At 49.4% G+C, this 18938-nt stretch carries 15 protein-coding genes; 9 read left to right on the forward strand and 6 right to left on the reverse strand.

Going from position 1 to position 18938, the window contains the following annotated elements; translation table 11 throughout:
* Positions 1 to 152 precede the first annotated feature (152 nt).
* The 4 genes from ACOZB4_RS21820 to ACOZB4_RS21835 all read left to right on the forward strand — a co-directional run bounded on the left by ACOZB4_RS21820 (position 153) and on the right by ACOZB4_RS21835 (position 6060).
* Positions 153 to 2957, forward strand: a complete 2805-nt coding sequence (locus ACOZB4_RS21820; RefSeq protein WP_379408534.1) for a glycoside hydrolase family 3 protein — start codon at positions 153 to 155, stop codon at positions 2955 to 2957.
* A 274-nt stretch (positions 2958 to 3231) separates the two neighbouring features.
* A complete protein-coding gene (locus tag ACOZB4_RS21825; RefSeq protein WP_098741543.1) occupies positions 3232 to 3765 on the forward strand; it encodes an RNA polymerase sigma factor in 534 nt (177 codons plus the stop codon).
* Positions 3752 to 5398: a DUF4179 domain-containing protein gene (locus tag ACOZB4_RS21830; protein WP_379408527.1), complete on the forward strand. Its 1647-nt coding sequence runs from the start codon at positions 3752 to 3754 to the stop codon at positions 5396 to 5398. The genes ACOZB4_RS21825 and ACOZB4_RS21830 overlap by 14 nt, the downstream gene beginning before the upstream one ends.
* A 215-nt stretch (positions 5399 to 5613) precedes the next feature.
* Complete coding sequence (locus ACOZB4_RS21835; RefSeq protein WP_379408523.1) at positions 5614 to 6060, forward strand: carboxymuconolactone decarboxylase family protein; 447 nt, start codon at positions 5614 to 5616, stop codon at positions 6058 to 6060.
* Here the strand turns inward: ACOZB4_RS21835 and ACOZB4_RS21840 are convergent.
* Entirely contained in the window at positions 6029 to 6928 is a 900-nt protein-coding gene (locus ACOZB4_RS21840; protein ID WP_379408519.1) for a sigma-70 family RNA polymerase sigma factor, read from the reverse strand. The two genes, ACOZB4_RS21835 and ACOZB4_RS21840, sit on opposite strands and share 32 nt — an antisense overlap.
* 304 nt (positions 6929 to 7232) lie before the next feature.
* Between ACOZB4_RS21840 and ACOZB4_RS21845 the strand changes: the two genes are divergently transcribed.
* From ACOZB4_RS21845 to ACOZB4_RS21855, 3 genes are read left to right on the forward strand one after another with little or no spacing between them, the layout of a single operon-like run.
* The gene (locus tag ACOZB4_RS21845) at positions 7233 to 8108 is read left to right on the forward strand and encodes a GGDEF domain-containing protein (protein ID WP_076322482.1); all 876 of its coding nucleotides are present in this window, start codon (positions 7233 to 7235) and stop codon (positions 8106 to 8108) included.
* A 44-nt stretch (positions 8109 to 8152) separates the two neighbouring features.
* Positions 8153 to 8296, forward strand: a complete 144-nt coding sequence (locus tag ACOZB4_RS21850) for a hypothetical protein (protein ID WP_379408515.1) — start codon at positions 8153 to 8155, stop codon at positions 8294 to 8296.
* On the forward strand, positions 8289 to 9584 hold the full coding sequence (locus tag ACOZB4_RS21855) for a glycosyltransferase family 2 protein (protein WP_379408512.1): 1296 nt from the start codon (positions 8289 to 8291) through the stop codon (positions 9582 to 9584). Before ACOZB4_RS21850 ends, ACOZB4_RS21855 begins: the two co-directional genes overlap by 8 nt.
* Positions 9585 to 9702: 118 nt before the next feature.
* On the opposite strand, the gene ACOZB4_RS21860 is transcribed toward ACOZB4_RS21855, so the two are convergent.
* Positions 9703 to 9927 (reverse strand): DUF896 domain-containing protein, encoded by a 225-nt coding sequence (locus ACOZB4_RS21860; protein WP_339269695.1) that lies wholly within the window; start codon positions 9925 to 9927, stop codon positions 9703 to 9705.
* Positions 9928 to 10252: 325 nt separating this feature from the next.
* Here ACOZB4_RS21860 and ACOZB4_RS21865 point away from each other — a divergent pair, with 325 nt between their 5' ends.
* Positions 10253 to 11608, forward strand: a complete 1356-nt coding sequence (locus ACOZB4_RS21865) for a sodium-dependent transporter (RefSeq protein ID WP_379408508.1) — start codon at positions 10253 to 10255, stop codon at positions 11606 to 11608.
* 36 nt (positions 11609 to 11644) lie between these two features.
* On the forward strand, positions 11645 to 12976 hold the full coding sequence (locus ACOZB4_RS21870) for a glycosyltransferase family 2 protein (protein ID WP_379408505.1): 1332 nt from the start codon (positions 11645 to 11647) through the stop codon (positions 12974 to 12976).
* Positions 12977 to 13865: 889 nt separating this feature from the next.
* Here ACOZB4_RS21870 and ACOZB4_RS21875 read toward each other — a convergent pair.
* The 4 genes from ACOZB4_RS21875 to ACOZB4_RS21890 form a co-directional block, all read right to left on the reverse strand.
* A complete protein-coding gene (locus ACOZB4_RS21875) occupies positions 13866 to 15026 on the reverse strand; it encodes a GntR family transcriptional regulator (RefSeq protein WP_379408501.1) in 1161 nt (386 codons plus the stop codon).
* A gap of 274 nt (positions 15027 to 15300) precedes the next feature.
* Positions 15301 to 16188 (reverse strand): carbohydrate ABC transporter permease, encoded by an 888-nt coding sequence (locus ACOZB4_RS21880; protein ID WP_379408499.1) that lies wholly within the window; start codon positions 16186 to 16188, stop codon positions 15301 to 15303.
* 10 nt (positions 16189 to 16198) lie between these two features.
* On the reverse strand, positions 16199 to 17149 hold the full coding sequence (locus ACOZB4_RS21885; RefSeq protein ID WP_379408494.1) for an ABC transporter permease: 951 nt from the start codon (positions 17147 to 17149) through the stop codon (positions 16199 to 16201).
* A gap of 104 nt (positions 17150 to 17253) precedes the next feature.
* Entirely contained in the window at positions 17254 to 18891 is a 1638-nt protein-coding gene (locus ACOZB4_RS21890; protein ID WP_379408491.1) for an ABC transporter substrate-binding protein, read from the reverse strand.
* Positions 18892 to 18938 lie beyond the last annotated feature (47 nt).

The following is an 18938-nucleotide window of genomic DNA, read 5'->3' on the forward strand; positions in this document are numbered from 1 at the left end:
ATGAAAATTGCGCTAATTCTCGGTGTATTACGGCTCCGCTTTGCGCGCTAAGATGGAATTGGACTAACCGTTTTAAGAGAAGCATGAACTTATCGCATGTATAACTGAGAGCGTTTCCATTCCAACTATGCATAGAAATGAGGTTTTGCTCCATGAAATATCCATTCCAGAATTCGGATCTTCCGCTGGAAGAACGGGTTAATGATCTTGTATCCCGATTTACCTTGGACGAAAAAATCGAATTAATGTGCCAATACCAGGCGGAAATCCCCCGCCTCGGCGTGCAAAAATATAAGCATGGCACCGAAGGTGCTCACGGCGTGGCATGGCTTGGCGAAGCGACCGTATTTCCGCAAAATACCGGGCTTGCGTGTACCTGGAATCCCGAGCTGATGCGGGAGATCGGATCGGTCATTGCGGACGAAGCCCGCGTCTATTACCAGCGCGACCGGGCCATTAACGGACTGACCATCTGGGCCCCCACGGTGGATTTGGAACGCGACCCTCGCTGGGGGCGCACGGAAGAAGCCTACGGGGAAGACCCGCACCTGACCGGAGAACTCTCCACCGGGCTTGTGAAGGGCATGCAGGGAGACCATCCCTTCTACTACAAAACGGTAGCTACCCTGAAGCACTTCTACGGCAATAACAACGAAGTTGACCGCGGCAGCGCATCGGTAAGCATCGATCCGAGAAACAAACGCGAGTATTATCTGAAGGCTTTCGAGGCTCCGTTCCGGGAAGGGAAAGCCGGTTCCATGATGACCGCGTATAATGGCATCAACGGCACGCCGTGCAACCTGAACCATGAAGTGAACGACATCGTCAAACAGGAATGGGGCATGGACGGATTCGTGGTAGGAGACGCCGGTGACGTTCTCGGCACCGTCATGGACCATCAATATGTATCCTCCTATGCAGAGGCCGTTGCCGGCTCCGTTAAAGCCGGTATCGACAGCATTACCGATGATCAGGACATCTCCTTCCGTGCTCTTCGCGACGCATTAGAGCAAGGATTGCTTGAGGAGCAGGATCTGGATCATGCCCTGCGCAATACTTTCCGCGTCCGCTTCCGTCTAGGGGAATTCGATCCGGAAAAACGGAATCCTTACAGCCATGTGCCGGAGTCGAAGCTCTGCGCGCCCGAGCATGCCGAATTATCTCTTCGAGCCGCCCGGGAATCGATCGTCCTCCTGAAAAACGATGGATTACTGCCCCTTAAGCGTGATCAGTTGAAGTCCGCTGCTGTCATCGGTCCCCTGGCTAACGAAGCATTTACGGATTGGTACAGCGGTACGCCTCCATACCGGATAACGCCGTTTCAGGGCGTGCAGGAGAAAATGGGGGAACGTAGCGTCCATTTTCATACGGGATTAGACCAGGTGCGTCTTCGTTCTGCTGTTAGCGGCAAATATATCGCCTTATCTTTGGAAGAGAATGGCGGGCTGTTTGCAAGCATGGCTGAGCCCTCCGGAGCGGCGGTGTTCGAGCGGAACGACTGGGGGTGGGGCTCCGTGACGCTTCGGCTCGCCAGCAGCGGCAAATTCGTAACTGAAACCGAGACGGGACTGCAAGCAACGGCCGACGAGGCTCGCGGCTGGTTCGTTAAAGAGGCTTTCAGCTTCGAGGTGTTACCGGATGGAAGCTTTGTAATGAACAATTGGGAGGGCAAACCGATCCTACTGGATGAGCACGGACGGCTTGTGGTAGGCAGCAGCGAAGATGCGGGAACGCCAATAGCCATTGAAACGGTTCAGGACGGCATCGCTAAAGCCGTTGCTGCGGCAGCATCGGCTAAAACCGCCATGGTCTTCGTTGGAAACAGTCCGTTCATTAACGGAAAGGAAACGATCGACCGTCCCGACATCACCCTTCCGCCTGCCCAGCAAGCCTTAATTCAGGCGGTTTACGAAGCTAATCCCAATACGGTGGTTGTCATCGTAGGCGGATATCCGTTCGCGGTGAACTGGGAACAGGAGCATGTGTCCTCCATCCTCTTTACGTCTCACGCCGGGCAGGAGCTGGGCCATGCGGTGGCCGACGTTCTGTACGGAGATTACAATCCGGGCGGCCGCTTAAATATGACGTGGTATAAGTCAACCGAACAGCTTCCGGACTTCATGGATTACGACATTATCAAAGGGAAACGGACCTATCAATATTTCGACGGGGATGTGCTGTACCCGTTCGGTCATGGTCTCAGCTATTCCCGCTTCCAATACAGCGGTCTATCGCTAAGCCAACCGGAAATCACCGCCGATGGCAGCGTCATCGTCACCGTTACCGTGAGGAATGAAGGCCCGTTGGCCGGAGATGAGGTGGTTCAGCTGTACGTGAAGGCTGACTCCTCCCGCGTCATTCGCCCTTCCAAAACGTTGAAAGGCTTCCGTCGCATCCATCTGGCCCCGGGAGCTTCGAAAACGGTAAGCTTTGAGCTCAAAGCGGAGGATCTCGCGTTCTGGGATGTCACCCGGGATCGCTACTGCGTTGAAAAGGGGACTTACACGCTCATGGCTGGACCGTCCTCCAGCCAATTGCCGGAAACCGCAGTCCTTCAAGTCGAAGGTGAGACGATCCCTCCACGCACTCTGCGAGAGCCTGTTCGAGCGGTGAATTATGACGACTACCAGGGTGTCTTCCTGGATGAATGCCGTGAAGGCGGCGAAAGCATTCGTTTAACCGACGAGACGGGATGGATCGCTTTCCATGAAACGGATCTCGGTGATTCCCCGGCAATGTTCGAGGCCAGGGTGAGCGGGCATATCAAGGGCGGCGAAATCGTCATTACGACCGGCAGCCCGGATGGTCCTGCAGCTGGAAGCTGCAAGATTCTGCCGACCGGCGGACGCCAAGCCTGGACTACGGTTCAAGCTCAACTGACAGGATTAACTGGACGAGCCGACGTCTTCCTTATCATTAAAGGCGAAGTGCAAATCAGCTGGTTCCGCATAGCTTAAACCGCCAGCGATCCAGTGATAACCCTCTGTAATATGCTTAATCGATGGTTCTAACGAGCCTGTCGGCGGCTTCTAAACTTACAGATATCCATAGAACATCTGTCCTTCTTTTTATATCGTGGGGCAGATGTTCTTTTTTGTTAGAATGAAATCAATTAACAGTTACGGAGACGGACTCAAACCTTCGCTGCATTACGGTAGCCAAAAAAAAGATGAACCCTTTCTAGGGGTCATTTGTTTATTAAACATAACGCGAAGAAAGGAGTGCCTTGGATTGACGGAACGCGAGTTGTTCGATTCTTATAACAAGGATGTATACCGCACCTGTTACTACATGCTGCGTAACGCGCAAGATGCGGAAGATCTCTGCCACGACGTTTTTGTCACCGTATTTCGTCAGGATTGGAGAAGTGTTGAGCATACACGCGCCTGGATTATGCGCATCGCGATGAACCATTGCTTGAACCTGCTTAGAAGGAATCAGACCCAGCGGGACAAGCAAAGCCAGGTCGAGTGGCTCCACGAGCAGACCACGGCATCGGTTAAATCCGTAGACACCATCGTATTGGAAAAAGCAGCGGCGGCGGAATGGGAGAAATTGCTGCGGCAGCTTCCGGATAAGCTAATGGCCGTTGTCACGCTCCGCTATATCGGTGAGCTGTCGATGGCAGAAATCGCTGAAACGTTGAAGATTCCAGTCGGGACGGTTAAATCAAGGCTTCACAAAGCATTGAAAATCATGCGCAAAAAGCTTGAACACCATAACGGCTTTTGGCTGAAGGGAGAGAACCAATTTGGATCGTTTTGAGAACAATCTGAAAAACCAGATGAAAGAGGCGAATAACGTGTCTTATCCGGATTTTGATCGGATGTGGAGCAGCGTCCAGCAGAACGAATTGAAGGTGGCCGGGGGTGAATCGGTTCCACTTCGTCCGCGAAAACGAAAACGTATTGCAATCATCACGGGGCTATCCGTCGCCTTGATGGCTACACCAGTCTATGCAGCCCTGAACTATGATTGGTCCAATCTTCTATCTTACAGGGCCGGTATCCAGACCGCACTAGAGCAGGGGCTTGGCCAGACGATTGAGCAATCGGTTACAAAGGATGGCATCACCTTAACGGTGCACACGGCGTTTATCGATGAGAACCGGACATTCCTGCTCTATAGTTTGAATCCCGGCTCACGGGCTGGTGAGCAATTAGCCTTTGATCATATTGGGCTTAAAGATAAGGAGGGCCAATCCATCGAGGGCCGTTACTCCCATCAATGGAATGAGGAGCTAGGCGTATTCCAAGGTTATTTTGAGACCGATTGGGTCGCTGACGGCCAGATGGCGGATATTGAGTTTGCCATGGAGAATATCCATTTTACCGGCGATGGAAAACAGTCCATCAACTACGACCCTAGTAACTCCAATACACAGGTATTCCCTATCCAGAAAGATGGCATTGACAGCGTGAGCCTGCAGTCATTCGATCAAACCGATGGAAATGTCCTGCTTCGAACGGCCATTACGTATACGGATCCCGAGATGAGCAGTAGAGGCTGGGTGCGAGTAGAGGCCATCAATGACAAGAGTGAGATTATCAAGGAAACCGAGCCTTCCTTTAATGGAACCCCGAGTGCAACTGGAGAATTTGTAAATCAGCAAATATTCGAGTCCGACCATTTGCTTGCAGAAGGAACTGCTTTCCGGCTTGCTTATGATCGCACGCTTGAAACCGCAGAGGGTACTTGGAGCTTAGATATGGCCCTGTCCAAGAAACAAATGGATAATGGAACGTTTAAGGAAACGCTGAACATCCCTGTTGATCAGCTGCCTGGCGGAACGAAGATCCATGAAATGATCGTTACGCCAACCCAAGTCCGGCTGATCCTGACCCATGAAGAAAAATACACGCAGGTTCCTTACATGGAATACCAACTGGATATAGGCGGAACGCTATTGAACGGAAATATATGGTCTGTTCAGGGACAACACAATAAAACGGAGCTGCGATTTGAAATGACCGGACTGAATGCGGCCTCCCTGGCGAACCAGCCTGTGTCCCTGATCGCCAAGCACCGCGTCGATGCATATGATGGAGACAAGAGTCCGATCCGCTTGACCGATATTTCGGCTAAGCATCAGACCATAACGACCAGCATTGCGGGTTATCCGATCACATGGATCTATTACATGAAGGAGAATAACCTCTATGTGGAATCCTCCAGCGCAGATCCGGCGTTCGGAGGCGTTAACCAAACCTATTATCTTGACGGCAACGACCGGAACTATGGAATGCCAGCCATGACTAGCCTGTTCGGCGATGACAACAATAAACATATGGACGTGTATGAGAATTTCGACAAGACCGAGCTTGAGGTGTATATTTCGAAGTATGCCACTCATAAGCGAGACGATGTCCTGCGCGTCCAGCTTAAGGCCGGAAAATAACATATAAAACGTTATAAATGACAAAGAAACCCTCTGGATAAACATGAATGCTGCCCGGAACGGCGCTTCTGCCAAGAAGCGCCCATCTTTTTCGGTCTTTCGTTCTCCACCTTTGAAGGGTTTCTTTCTTTTTTCCGTTGGACATGTCACAATTCTGCACGGCCAACTGTCATATGGGTGAACATCAAAAATCATACCAAAAAGGGGAACTGAATATGGAACTGCGAATGAATTACCGATCGGCCAATCCCGAAGCCTTCAAAACCCTGCTTGCCCTGGAGCAAGCGGCCCAAAAAAGCAGCCTCGATCACAAGCTGTACGAGATCATTAAGCTCCGGGCATCCCAGATCAACGGCTGCTCCTTCTGCGTGGATATGCATTCCAAGGATCTGCTCTCCATGGGCGAAAGCATGGACCGCCTCCTCCTTCTGCCGATGTGGCGGGAAGTCCCAATATATTCGGACGAGGAACGGGCCGTCATCGAATTGACGGAGTGCGTGACCAAGCTGTCCGAGGCTGGCGTTCCGGCCGAGGTATACGAACGCGTGCGCAAGCATTTTGACGAGAAGCAATTCGTCGACCTGGTCATGGCGATCACAACGATTAATGCCTGGAACCGGATCGGTGTCGCTACAGGTCTGTTCCCGGGCTGTTTTGATTAAACAGCTGCAATTTATCCGGATTCACCACAAGAAAAATCTGACGGATGCGGGATAAGTCGGGTTCCCACTCTACCGTCAGCACCATGGAGACCCGGCCGTCCCGCTTTAGCAATAAGCCGGGTTCTCCGTTTACGGAGACAGGCTCAAAGCCTTCCCGAAACGAGCCTTTGGCAGATAACCCCTCAAAGAAAGCACGTACCCGTTCCACGCCCAGTATCGGATTGATGGCTGCCCTCGCTTTGCCGCCCCCATCCGATAGCAGCGTAACCTCTTCCTTCAGAAATGACAGCAGCGGCTTGAAATTCCCCATATCGGACGCCCGCAGGAATGCTTCAACGAAGCGTTCCTGTGTTTCTGTCCGGGTCCCTTCTCCTATTGACCTCTCCGAATGATGATCCATTTTCCGCTTGGCACGACTGAAGGTCTTGCGGCAGCTGATCTCCGTCTTTCCAAGCATCTCCGCTATGACCTGATATTCAAGACCCAGCGTATCCTTGGCGATATAAATGGCACGTTCCAGTGGCGTTAACCGTTGAAGCAGCACCAGGTAGGCATAACCTATCGTTTCACGGCGCTCCGCAGGATCGGACCGCGTCAGCATGTCATAGTCCGGTATCGGCTCCGGGAGCCAGGGACCGGTATACGTTTCGCGCTGGCGTCTGGACGATTTCAACAGGTTGATGCAGCGATTCGTTGTCATTTTGGCCAAATATGCCTTCTCGTTCAGTACTTCTCCCCGATCCATCTGCACGAATTGGGAAAAAACATCCTGCACAATGTCCTCCGCGTCCGCCACACTCCCCAGCATCCGATAGGCCAGGCCGAACATCATCGGCTTGTATTCGGTATAGATTTGATCCAATAACATCAGGCACACCTTCTTATTCTGTATATTCTCTAGCATGAAAGCTACACCACTTATAAGACAAACGGGATATACCACCTGTGACATCATGAAGACGTTATTCTCTACTCTACCCCATATGCCAAGATTTCCGTAAGGGTCAGTTGAAAGGAGAATTCCAGGTCAGTGGACATTAAATTCGTTATCCAATGTGTAGATTATGTCAACGTTCGATAAATCTATCGACATTTGGGTAATTTTTAAATAACATATGGAATGGCCTAACTACTGCGATAAAAGGTTTAAGAGATTAGAAAGTAGGTAAAACATGAAAAAGTCCACCCCTTTACGTCGCGTCGAACTCGGTTATTTTCTGCTGATTGCTCTCGCCATGGTCCAGCAGTTGTTCATATTCTGGAACATCTATGTAAACCAAAGTTTTACTTTTACGGAATTCCTGTTCAGCGTCGGTACACTGGGCGCCTTATTGATCGGCTTCTTTCTTCCGGTAGGCGTTTCGACGGTTACGGTGTTTGTGTATTTGGTCACTTATTTCGTATGGTTGTCCACTCTGGCCCCGGTCAATGCACTCACACTCTCCTGGATTCTGCTGCTGCCCGCCAATACCACCATTGCTGTCTTCATCAAGCTGGCTCTGGTACGAAGCCGAAGGTTCATAAGGCGTCTCGAGCAATTGAGGAAAACCAACCCGGATATCGACATCGACACCTCTCTTGGCAGCAAGGATGCTTTCGAAGATACGCTGGTGAAACAAGCCAATCTGGCCAATCGATATTCGGATCAGTACAGCTTCTGCATCATGATGTTTAAGCTCGACTTCCTCCCCCTGACCAGGGAAAACGTCGGAGCCCACCGCTTTGCCAAGCTGATTATGGAACTGTCAAGCACGATTCAGCAGCAGATTCGTTATGAGGACTATAAATTCTCCATTGGAGAAGGACGCTTTATCATTCTGTGCCCGCTCACCAAGCCGGAATATCTCAAAAGCCTTATGGAGCGCATCAAAGTCGCCATGATGAACGTCCCCTTCCGTGACAAGAAAGGCATGTCCCTCAAGCTTGTGGTCCGCGCCGGCGGCCTCGTATTTCAGAAGGAGCAATTTAGCCGATATGAAAATATCGATGACGTCATCTCTGCATTAGAACGGAATACCGAAACCGACCTCATCGGGGAATATATTTAATCAAGTTAAGTTATCATCATCAATCAAAAGGAGGCTTGCAGCCGATGTCGTATACCAACTGGTTTATCCCTCTGTGCATCGGGGTCAGCATCGTGTTCTCCATAGCCATCGTTATTCTGACGATTGCCACCTTAAGCTTCCGTTCGAAAGTCAAACGAAAATACGATCGGGGGAGGTTCAGTGACTGACTTTTTCCTGGTCATCTCTATTATCAGTATATGGATTGCCGTGCTGGAATCGATCATTATTATGGCCGGGGCCATCGTGTTCATTCATAAACAAAACCGGCAGAAGCTGGTGAATCCGAGCAATCTGGAGGATTTCCCCACCGTGACGGTCATGGTGCCCGCGCATAACGAGGAATTGGTCATCCAGGCAACGGTAGAGCATATTCTGCAGATGAATTACCCGCATCACAAGATGCAGGTGATTGTCATCGCTGACAATTGCAAGGATCATACGGCCGAACGCTTAAGGGCGCTGAAAGCCAATGAACGTTACCTGGACCGCGACTTTCTTATACTGGAGAGAACCGGAACTGGGGGCAAATCAGGCGCCCTGAACGACGCGCTTAAGCAGGCAACTGGTGAATGGATCTGTGTCTATGACGCGGATGCCGCACCTGAAAAAAACGCGCTGTTATTCCTGACGCAGAAGGCGATGGAGCAGCCTGAACGCTACGGGGCTGTTTTCGGACGCAACAAGGCCCGAAACCGTGGACAGAATTTCCTGTCCCGCTGCATCAATCTGGAGCTGGTGACCATTCAGCGCGTGCATCATACCGGGTTATGGCAGCTGTTTAAACTGGGGACCATTCCGGGCACGAACTTTATCGTGAAAACCGCGCTCATTCAGGACATCGGCGGATGGGATGAGCATGCCATCACCGAAGATACCGCAATTTCATTCGAGATCCTGACGAGAGGGCAGTTGATTGCGCTGGCTCCCCAAGCTGAAGCTTATCAGCAGGAGCCCGAGGATCTGAAGGTGTACATGAAGCAGCGCGAACGCTGGGCCAAAGGCAACTACAGCGTTGTCACGGACAATATTCATCATCTGTTTGACCGGACCAGCTGGCGGATTAAGCTGCATGTGCTGTATTACGCGGCCAGTTACTTCTGGTTTATGATTGCCATCATCATCTCGGATATCATTTTTGTCGCCAACATCGTGTATCAGATCATCGCGCTGTTTAATCCTGCCGTCGTCTCACCTTTCCGGTTTGAGGGCGATGTATATATGTATCTCATCATTGCTTGGGCCTTAATGTATTACATTTACGTCCTGCAGATTAACCTGGCGCTCGCAACGGACATTGGCCAGAGCAACACGCGCAACTTCATTCTCTCCTGCGTGTCGTACTTCACCTACGCCCAGCTGTTCCTCGTCATATCCATTAAAGCCTTCTACTCCTTGATCGTGGATAAAATCACGGGCAGGGAATCCAAGTGGTACAAGACGGAGCGGTTTGGATAGAGTCACCCTCAGGCAACTGTGTTTAATACAAAGAAGGGATCACCATGACGTGGCGATCCCTTCTTTGTATTATTATGCTCACCATACTGTGTAGTCGTTACACAGTCACGGCAATTTACTATTCTCTCAGCTTCTTCTGCTCATGACGAAGTTTTTCAGGTGTCACGTCATTTCCGTTGGGATCCACGATGCTTAATCCCGAAAAGGTGCTTAGCACCTGTCCGCGAATTTCACGCAGATAGTCCGTGCGCAAAACTTGCTGCTCGGCTTTTTCCGCGGCAGTAAGTACACCCTCCCGCTGTTTTTTAGCCAATTCATTAATCCGGGTTAAGCTTTTGATCATGATATCCCTCTTTTCCATTTGATTTTCATTTATCTTAATATAAAGATATAACAACATAAGATATTTGTCAACCCCGCCAACTTTCGCTTCCGGAAGGGTTGAATTTGTGATTTTTTCCCTACCCAAAGCCTCTTCATTTCCTTAAACTTGGTGTTTAAGGTTTATTTATTTACAAATCGTGGTTATTGTTAGTATTGAAACCTTTGTGTTCGCAGCATAATAAAAAAAGCAGGTCCTCATCCCTTAGGAAAAATTACTTATGCCTTTCTGGCAGAACTTGAAATATAATAGAGGAACTTAACTTTAATCAACTGGGGGAACATCTATGAAATCTCAGCTCAACAACCCAGCTTCAACGGGGAAAAATGATCGTTTTTCCTCTGCTGGATTTATTCTGGCCGCGATCGGGAGTTCTGTCGGCCTCGGAAACATGTGGAAGTTTCCTTACATTACGGGAGAACACGGCGGCGCAGCTTTCTTCCTGCTCTTTATTATCTGTCTCATCGTGATCGGTCTGCCCGTCCTGTTGGCCGAGCTTGCCATCGGACGAGCTGGCCGCGGGAGTGCTGCAACTTCCTTCGTTAAAGCGGGCGGACCGAAAGTCTTCGGTCATCTTGGATTGCTCCAGGTCATTGCACCGTTTCTCATTCTGACCTTCTATGTTATTGTGGCAGGCTGGACGCTACATTATGCGGTCATGTCGTTTAGCGGAAATCTGTACAACAATACCGATTTCGGTGGTCAATTTACTACGTTTACGGAAGGCTACATGCCGATTATATGGCAATTCGCCGCTATTATTATTACCGGATGGGTTGTAGCCAAAGGAATTTCCGGAGGGATCGAGAAATTCAACAAGGTTCTGATTCCGGGCCTAATCATTCTGTTGATCGTACTAATGATCCGTGCGGTAACCTTGCCAGGAGCTGGCGCGGGCGTTTCCTTCTTCTTGAATCCTGACTTCTCGAAGCTGAGCCCGGAAGCAGCGCTGGTCGCGCTGGGGCATGCCTTCTTCTCCCTCTCGCTGGGGATGGGGATTCTGTTGACCTACGGCGCTTATGTGGATAAGCGACAATCGCTAGGTCCAGCAACCCTTGCCATCGGCGCGGGTGACCTGATTTATGCGTTTATTGCCGGGCTCATTATATTCCCGACAACCGCTTCTTTCGGTATTGAACCGAATGCCGGACCTTCTCTTGTTTTCATTGCCTTGCCAGCTGCCTTCTCGGCCATGCCGCTGGGTTCTTTTTTCGGGGGATTGTTCTTTATTCTTCTAGCCATCGCCGCATTAACATCTTCCGTCTCATTGCTGGAGGTCCCAACCTCGTATGTCATGGACCGCTGGCATTGGGGACGGACTAAAGCCGTAATCGCCATTAGCGTACTGGTTATGCTGATCGGTCTACCCTCCGCGTTGTCATTCGGCATCGTACCTGGGCTTTCCGATATCGGCGGCAAAAACTTCTTCGATTGGCTGGATTTCATCACATCCAATATTCTGCTTCCGGTCGGGGGTCTGATCACCACTCTCTTTGCAGGATACTTCTGGAAGAAGGCGGCAGATGCCGCTGGCCTGAAAGCCGGCTGGTTCCGGGTATGGCTATTCATGATCCGTTATATCGCGCCAGTACTCGTATTTTTGGTGCTGCTTCATACCACGGGTGTGATCAAGTTCGATTAATTGTAGCCAAGGCAATCTCATCGTCACACAGGGCGAATGGGGTTGCCTTTTTTATCCGGATTTAATTGTGCTCCCGCATCACCATCTAGAAAAATTTCAGTTAAAAGGGTTGAGCAAGTAATGAGTTTTGAGTATGTATTTGGTGTTGGATTAACCTTCATTCAATGCCTCCTACTGTTTTTCTGGGCATATTGGATGCTCATCAGTCTCTTTGGTTTTGGAAAACCAAAGAGACTCAAGGAATATAAACCTTTGAAAAGATTTCTTCTCATGATTCCTGCGCACAACGAAGAAGCGGTTATCGGACACCTTGTCGAGAACCTTCATAAAATGGACTACCCGAGGGAGCTCTATGAAGTGTGCGTTATTGCTGATGGATGTAAGGATAATACAAGTGAAATCGCTAGAAAACTTGGTGCTATCGTTATTGATCATACCTACCTGCCAGGTGAACAAAAGGGGAAGCCTTATGGAATCAAATACGCCATTGAGCAGTATGGAGATAGGTTAATCGATGATTTTGACGGTATCGCCTTCTTCGATGCCGACAACTTGGTCTCGTTGAACTATTTAAGGGAAATGAATAACCACTTGTTGAACGGGGATCAATTAATACAATGTTACCTGGATTCTAAGAATCCCAATGACAACTGGGTGACAATAGGTTACTCCGTAAGCTACATTTTCATGAACCGCTCTTGGCAGCTGGCTAAGTCCAGATTAGGCTTAGGTAACGCGATCGGTGGAACTGGGTTCTGCGTAGACACGACTCTGTTCAAAACCATCGGTTGGACTGCTCGTTCCTTAACAGAAGACCTTGAGTTCACGATGCAGTGTTTGCTTGAAGGGGTACCCGCTAAATGGTGTCATTTTGCGCGCGTGTACGATGAGAAGCCGGAAAGTTTCAAGTCTTCCTGCATTCAACGTCTCCGATGGGCAAGAGGGCATTGGGATGTTTGCTTTAAATACGCTCACCGATTAATTTGGAGATTCATTAGCAAGCTAGACCTCAAAGCTTTTGATGGTTTTATGTACCTTATTAATCCTGGCAAGATTGTTTTAAGTGCTGCAACAGGTCTCCTTATTTTCATGTCCATTGCTACTGACTTATTAGAGGCTCATCATTTGACTCCTTGGCAAGTTTGGATGATATGCTTGTTATTCCAATTCATTTACGTAGGGTACGCACAGTTTCTTGATTCGAAAAACAAAGTAAGCATCTTCCGGAACTATGTGTACCTGTACTTCTTCAATCTAACTTACGTACCACTGTTCCTTTGGTCACTCATTACAATGAAGAACGTAAATTGGAATCCTACAAAGCATACACGAGCTATACATTTGAGCGATATTGAAGTAGAAGACTAGAAATGGAAGTACCAATGGTGCTATAAGTGCGTGTTCAAAAAGGTAGATTTTCAGCACCGAAGCTTATGCTTCCGATGTGCGTTTTTTCAAAACGCTTCAGTTGGATGAAGCTAGGACGTCAGGAGCGGAGCGTACGTTTTGGGTACGTGAGCACCTGAAATGTTTCCGCAGGAAACATGCTTCGGAAGCTTCTACTTAGGCCCGGCTGAATTCAAGATTCGATGCCGAGCTGCTTCCTGATTCGCTTCGTGATCAAAAGCGGACTTTTTGAACAACCTCTATAAGAATGAGTTCCTAAAAGAAATGTGAAGCGATCAGGGTTCATGGGTGTCCCCCTAGAATGTCGATCCAACAGTCCCATTTGGTGGAATTATTTAACGGAGCTACGATTTATTTCGGTTATTTCGCTAACAGCTGCTATTTCCCGAGAAATAATGACATATGATTTAGACGAACGCTTGAGATTTATATGGATAGTTCTGCAAAACAAAATAGTTTACGCGCAATTAAGTGGATAGTATAACCTACAGTCGTTTAATTCCTTTTAACCCTCTAGTTAATATGTCAATATATAAAATAATTATAAATGTTATATCGGATTCCTGCAGTCTCCACATCATGTCTAATCCATTCATTCAGAAGATCAAACAAACCATGCACTCACCTATTCATTGAGCGCATGGTTTGTATTTGTTCTTCTATAGTGGAATAAGCATAAGAATACTTTTATTACTAAATCCGGTTCGATTCCGTGTTCGGCTACGCACCATCTTCGAAATCAAAATTCAATTCCGCGATATAGCGGTATCAGGTGGATTACGTTATATCGTGCTATACATGCATATGTGGCTGCGCGTCACCGCACAGAAGTTTAGACAAAGTTTGCTGGTTATTTCTTTACAGGCCCGGTAGATGCTCCAGCCACCAATTCTGCCGGCAATCGCTTCTCAACGGCTACATCATCGTGATTCATGATGCCCAATACCGTCTCGATCGCCAGCCTGCCCATCTCTTCCTCGTTCTGCCGCATATGGGTAAACAAATAACCCTCGCCGATATTTAGCTGCGGACTGTCGAAGCATATGATGGATACGTCCTCCGGCACCCGCAGACCGAGGCGCTCTGCCGCAACCTTGGCTAGCAAAGCAATGTTATATTCGATCGCAAAAAAGGCAGTAATCGACGGGTGATCCTGCAAATGCTGCACGATCCGCTGGATTTCGCGTTCAATATTGCTCTCGTGGAAGGCATTGGGCAAAGTGGCCGTCACGTCGCTAATCCAGATTTCCTTATCAAACGCGATGCCCCGGGCGGCATGAGCCTGCACGAACCCTTCAATCCGTTCTTCAACCGCTGTCGTATCTCTCGGTGGAGGAGACAGCAGAGAAATATGACGGTGACCCAAATCGAATAAATACTCCACCGCCTGCACGGCTGCCCCAAGATTATCTGTACTGATGGAAGCCGCTGCGACTCCCTTCAGCTTGCGATCAATCAGAACAAGCGGGAAACGGGCAATAACCATCTTCAATATTTCGGCATTGAAATATTCCCCCTGGGCGGGAAATACGATGAGTCCGTTCACGCCAAGATTACGCAGCTTCTGAATGGATAATTCCTCATTATCCTGGTCTCCAAATGTTCTGCGCAGTACCAGAAAACAGTCATTGTCCCTGGAGTACTGCTCCATGCTGTAGATAAGACGCGTTCCATAGCTTGAAGAAAAGTCTGTAATGACGAGGCCGATCATCTTCTCCCGACTGGCCGCTGCAGCATCTGTGCTCTCTGAGGAGAGAAGTTCCCTGTGTACCACAGGCTCATCCGGATCAGCTACGAACGATCCCTTGCCCGGCTTGCGTACAATCACGCCTTCGGCCGCCAGCAGATCCAATGCTTTTTTGCTTGTGATTCGACTAACTCCGTATTCATCCGCGAGTTCCTTCTCCGAAGGGACTTTATCGCCTATCCGAAAAATATGGGTTGAGATCTTTCGCTTCATCTCATTAAAAATTTGTTCATACATCGGCTTCGTGGAAGCTGCATCTTTCAAATTGATATCCCTCCAACGGTACTCCAAAACCTACTAATTTATATAACAATATAACATGATATATTTAAATTGTCCATGTTGAACGAATACCGTTTACAAATTAAATACAATCTGAACAGTCCCAACCATGACAAAACAGCGCCGCAGGATAGTCTTTCACCGGAAAGACTCATGCTGGAGGCGCTGTTCTCTGTCGACTACCTATTCCATTTGCCGGTACTGGATGTACCCGCTCAAGCAGAGCACGCTAATAAGCCTGACCGGCTGAGCTGTTCTATTCCTTCACGGCCCCCAGAACGATTCCGTGGATTAAGTAACGCTGCAGAAACGGATAGATGAGCAGAATTGGAATCATGGAAACCAGAATTTTGGCTGAGTTCAGGGTCGTGTTGGAAATTTTATTGAATTGCTGCAGCTGTTCGACCGAGAGATTCTGCATCTGGTCGCGCGTCAGACTGAGCTGCTGCAGATAGGTTTGAAGCGGTATTTTTTCGCTGTCATTGATCAGGATGATTCCGTCAAAGAAGTTGTTCCAGTGACCGACGATGACAAACAGGGTAAAGGTTGCCAGACTGGGCATGGAAATCGGGATAAAGATCTTGAGCAGGATTTTCAACGGACCGGCACCATCAATGAATGCGGCCTCCTCCAGCTCCTTCGGAATGCCCTTGAAGAAGTTCATCAGGAGAATCACGTTGAAGACAGGAACCGCACCCGGCAGAACCAGTGCCCAGATGCTGTTGATCAACCCCAGCTTGCTGATCACCATATACCAGGGAACGATCCCGCCGCTGAAGAGCATCGTAAACACGATAATCCACATATATTTATTTCTCGATCGGAACTGCGTGACGCTCCGCGACAATGGATAGGCCATGAGGATGGTCAATATCATGTTGATCGCGCCCCCAAGCAGCACCCGTTCCACGGATATTAGAAACGCCTTCCAAAACTTCGTGTCATTCAGTATCTGCCCGTAGGATGAGAAATTCAGCTCCACCGGAAAAAAGTAGACCTTGCCAGCATTAACAGCCGTGCTGCTGCTGACAGACACCATAATCGTATTGACGATGGGGGCCAGCGACACAAATGTAATCAGAACGAGCGCGAGCATAATCATCAGGCGGGATAGCCTTGAGCCCAGCGTTTTGGATTGAATCATGCTAACCCTCCTAGAAAATCCTGTACCCCGCATACCTCGAGGCCAGCCTGTAGGATATAACGATCAGAATAAAGCTAATGACCGATTTCATCAGTCCGATCGCCGTTGCGAACGAATACTGCATATTGATCAGACCCATGCGGTACACAAACGTATCGATAATATCACCCGTCTCATATACCAGCGGATTATACAGGTTGAACACCTGGTCAAATCCCGCATTCAGCACATTGCCGAGACTCAGCGTGCCCAGCAGGATGATCGTCGGAAACATGCCCGGCAGCGTGATATTCAGCGTCTGCTTCCAGCGGCTTGCGCCGTCCATTGCGGCCGATTCATACAAAGCCGGGTTAATCGCCGTCAACGCAGCCAAATACACAATCGTCCCGTATCCGAATTCCTTCCAGGTATCCGTCACGATGAGCAGCGGCCTGAACCAGTCGTTGCTTGCCAGAAACATGATCCGCTCCAGCCCCAGAAACTCAAGGAAATTGTTAATCATGCCGTCAAAGGAAAAGATCATGGTCAGCATCGTACCCAAGACCACCCATGACATAAAATGCGGCAAATACACGATGGTTTGAATCGTGCTTTTGAAGAGCTTCAGACGCACCTCATTAAGCAGCAGGGCGAACACGATCGGTACAATCAATCCGAGAACAATCTTCCCGACCGCGATGACCAGCGTATTCACAAAAATCTGTTTGGCATCCTGCAGTTGAAACATATACGTGAAATTGTCGAGTCCTGCCCATGCGGAGCCGAGTATCCCTTTTGCTGGGATGAACTTCTGAAAAGCCATAACCACCCCGGAGATCGGCACAATCGAGAAAATGAACAGCATGGCCATGCCGGGCAGCAGCATCGCATGATAGGTCATTTCGTCAAAGGTTCTTCGTTTCTTTTTCCTCCGGTATCGTACTTCCCGCTCTGAATTGACGGTTGTTTCCACTTGCGCCATCGTCCGCTCCACCTCCATCATGTCCCTGTCAGGACAGGCCTTATCGAATGAAAAGCCCCGCGGATGACCACCAATAGCCCTCCGCGCCAAGGCTCCTGCTTTCCTTATCTGTTGCTCATCTGGTTGACCTCTTCCGTAATCTCATCGCCGCCGGTACGCTTCCAGGTGTCCACAAACTTATCGAATTCATCAACGGGGGCTTGGCCCATGATGATTTTCAATATCGTCTCTTCTTCGAGCTTTTGGAGGTTGGCCCACTTCAGCTTCATCGTCTCGGTGGTTCCGTAGAAGCCTGCAGGAATCACTTCCAGATTCGGATTGTTCGCTTCGCGTTGACCCTCGATACGGGAGAGGTATTCGCCATAGGTGTTCACATCGACGGTATTGCCTTTCTCCTTAAACTCCTGATATGCCTTGAAGGATACCACCCTGTCCTCCTGAACGGCCGAAGCATCCCCGGATTGATCCGCCTTCATCAGATCGTCGTAATAACGCTTCAACACGTCGTCATAATCCACTTGCATCGGAATTTGCGTCGGATCATTGTTCCAACGGCTGGCATCAGTCAGCATCTCGTCCGGATGCTCTTTCTTGTAGTTAATTGCATCATCCGTTAAGGAGTACAGGAAATCTGTTGTCAGATTGACCGACTTCATGATCGCTTCAGGATGGGCAAAATCCTTCTTCACAACAACGATACCGCCGCCTACCGGATCCTGACGGATCGTTTTGAATTTGCCATTCTCGTCTACCGGTGCCGATACGGCAACCCAGACAGCATCGGGATCTTGCTTGATCGAGTCCTTGTAGTTGGTGTAGCCGATCCACCATGGATTAAACAGCATGCCTACCTGACCGTTGATCACAAGCGCTTCCTTCTCTTCATTCGACCGGACGGCGAACTGTTTATCAATCAAACCTTCCTTGTACATGGCGCTCAGCTCCGTCAGCGCTTGCTTCATCTCGGGCTGGACCGAACCATATACAACCTGGCCGTCCTCCTCGATCCAGTTCATCGGAAAGGCGCCATGCGCAGCGAATACCGGCGTAAAGTTCATGGCATTGGAATCCATCACCATTCCGACCGTCTTGCCTGTTCCCGAGGCGTCCTTTTCCACGAATGTTCTGGCGAGGTTCCATACATCCTCGACGGATTCCGGCATCTTCGCGCCGACTTTATCCACCCAGTCCTTCCGAACCCACAGCAGCTGGTGCTGGTTGCCGATATTCGTCATCGGAAGGCCCATGATTTTACCGTCGACCTTCACTTGGTTCAGCAGCAAGTCGCCATAGGAAGCGTAGATATTCTTGACCCCGTCGGATGCGGTCTTCTCGTACACCTCCGTCATATCGGCAATCAGGTCATTATCCACCAGTTGGTTGAAAATATCGCGGCTGACCAGCATAACGTCCGGCAGATCGCCCGTTGTCATCGATAGCGAGAGCTTCTGATCCATATCATCCGTCTCCCAAGTCACCTTGGCTTTCACATTCACCCGGTCCTCCACGTAACGGGTAGCCAAATTGTCCTCAATCGTATCGCCTGATGGCAGGTTGTTCACATGATTGGTATTCCGGCCGATCGTAAATTCCACCGGCGTCTCATATTTTCCGTAAGGCTCATAATCCTGCTCTAAAATTTCCGGCTGCGCGTTATCACTCTTGCCCCCGCCGCAGCCGCTGAATACGGCCAGCATCATACAGCTGAGCAGCAGAGAAGCCATCTTTCTGCGTTTGTTCATCCTGTCATCCCCTTTTTCTCGTTTTGGTTGATAATCAAATTGTATGC

The organism is Paenibacillus sp. NPDC058898 (assembly GCF_049316025.1).
Lineage (GTDB): Bacteria > Bacillota > Bacilli > Paenibacillales > Paenibacillaceae > Paenibacillus_AQ.

What these genes read in the sequence shown, in the direction of transcription:
- ACOZB4_RS21820 (WP_379408534.1), top strand. Translation starts at nt 153, where the DNA reads ATGAAATATCCATTCCAGAATTCGGATCTTCCGCTGGAAGAACGGGTT.
- ACOZB4_RS21835 (WP_379408523.1), top strand. Translation starts at nt 5,614, where the DNA reads ATGGAACTGCGAATGAATTACCGATCGGCCAATCCCGAAGCCTTCAAA.
- ACOZB4_RS21840 (WP_379408519.1), bottom strand. Translation starts at nt 6,928, where the DNA reads ATGTTATTGGATCAAATCTATACCGAATACAAGCCGATGATGTTCGGC.
- ACOZB4_RS21845 (WP_076322482.1), top strand. Translation starts at nt 7,233, where the DNA reads ATGAAAAAGTCCACCCCTTTACGTCGCGTCGAACTCGGTTATTTTCTG.
- ACOZB4_RS21850 (WP_379408515.1), top strand. Translation starts at nt 8,153, where the DNA reads ATGTCGTATACCAACTGGTTTATCCCTCTGTGCATCGGGGTCAGCATC.
- ACOZB4_RS21860 (WP_339269695.1), bottom strand. Translation starts at nt 9,927, where the DNA reads ATGATCAAAAGCTTAACCCGGATTAATGAATTGGCTAAAAAACAGCGG.
- ACOZB4_RS21865 (WP_379408508.1), top strand. Translation starts at nt 10,253, where the DNA reads ATGAAATCTCAGCTCAACAACCCAGCTTCAACGGGGAAAAATGATCGT.
- ACOZB4_RS21870 (WP_379408505.1), top strand. Translation starts at nt 11,645, where the DNA reads ATGGGGTTGCCTTTTTTATCCGGATTTAATTGTGCTCCCGCATCACCA.
- ACOZB4_RS21880 (WP_379408499.1), bottom strand. Translation starts at nt 16,188, where the DNA reads ATGATTCAATCCAAAACGCTGGGCTCAAGGCTATCCCGCCTGATGATT.
- ACOZB4_RS21885 (WP_379408494.1), bottom strand. Translation starts at nt 17,149, where the DNA reads ATGGCGCAAGTGGAAACAACCGTCAATTCAGAGCGGGAAGTACGATAC.
- ACOZB4_RS21890 (WP_379408491.1), bottom strand. Translation starts at nt 18,891, where the DNA reads ATGAACAAACGCAGAAAGATGGCTTCTCTGCTGCTCAGCTGTATGATG.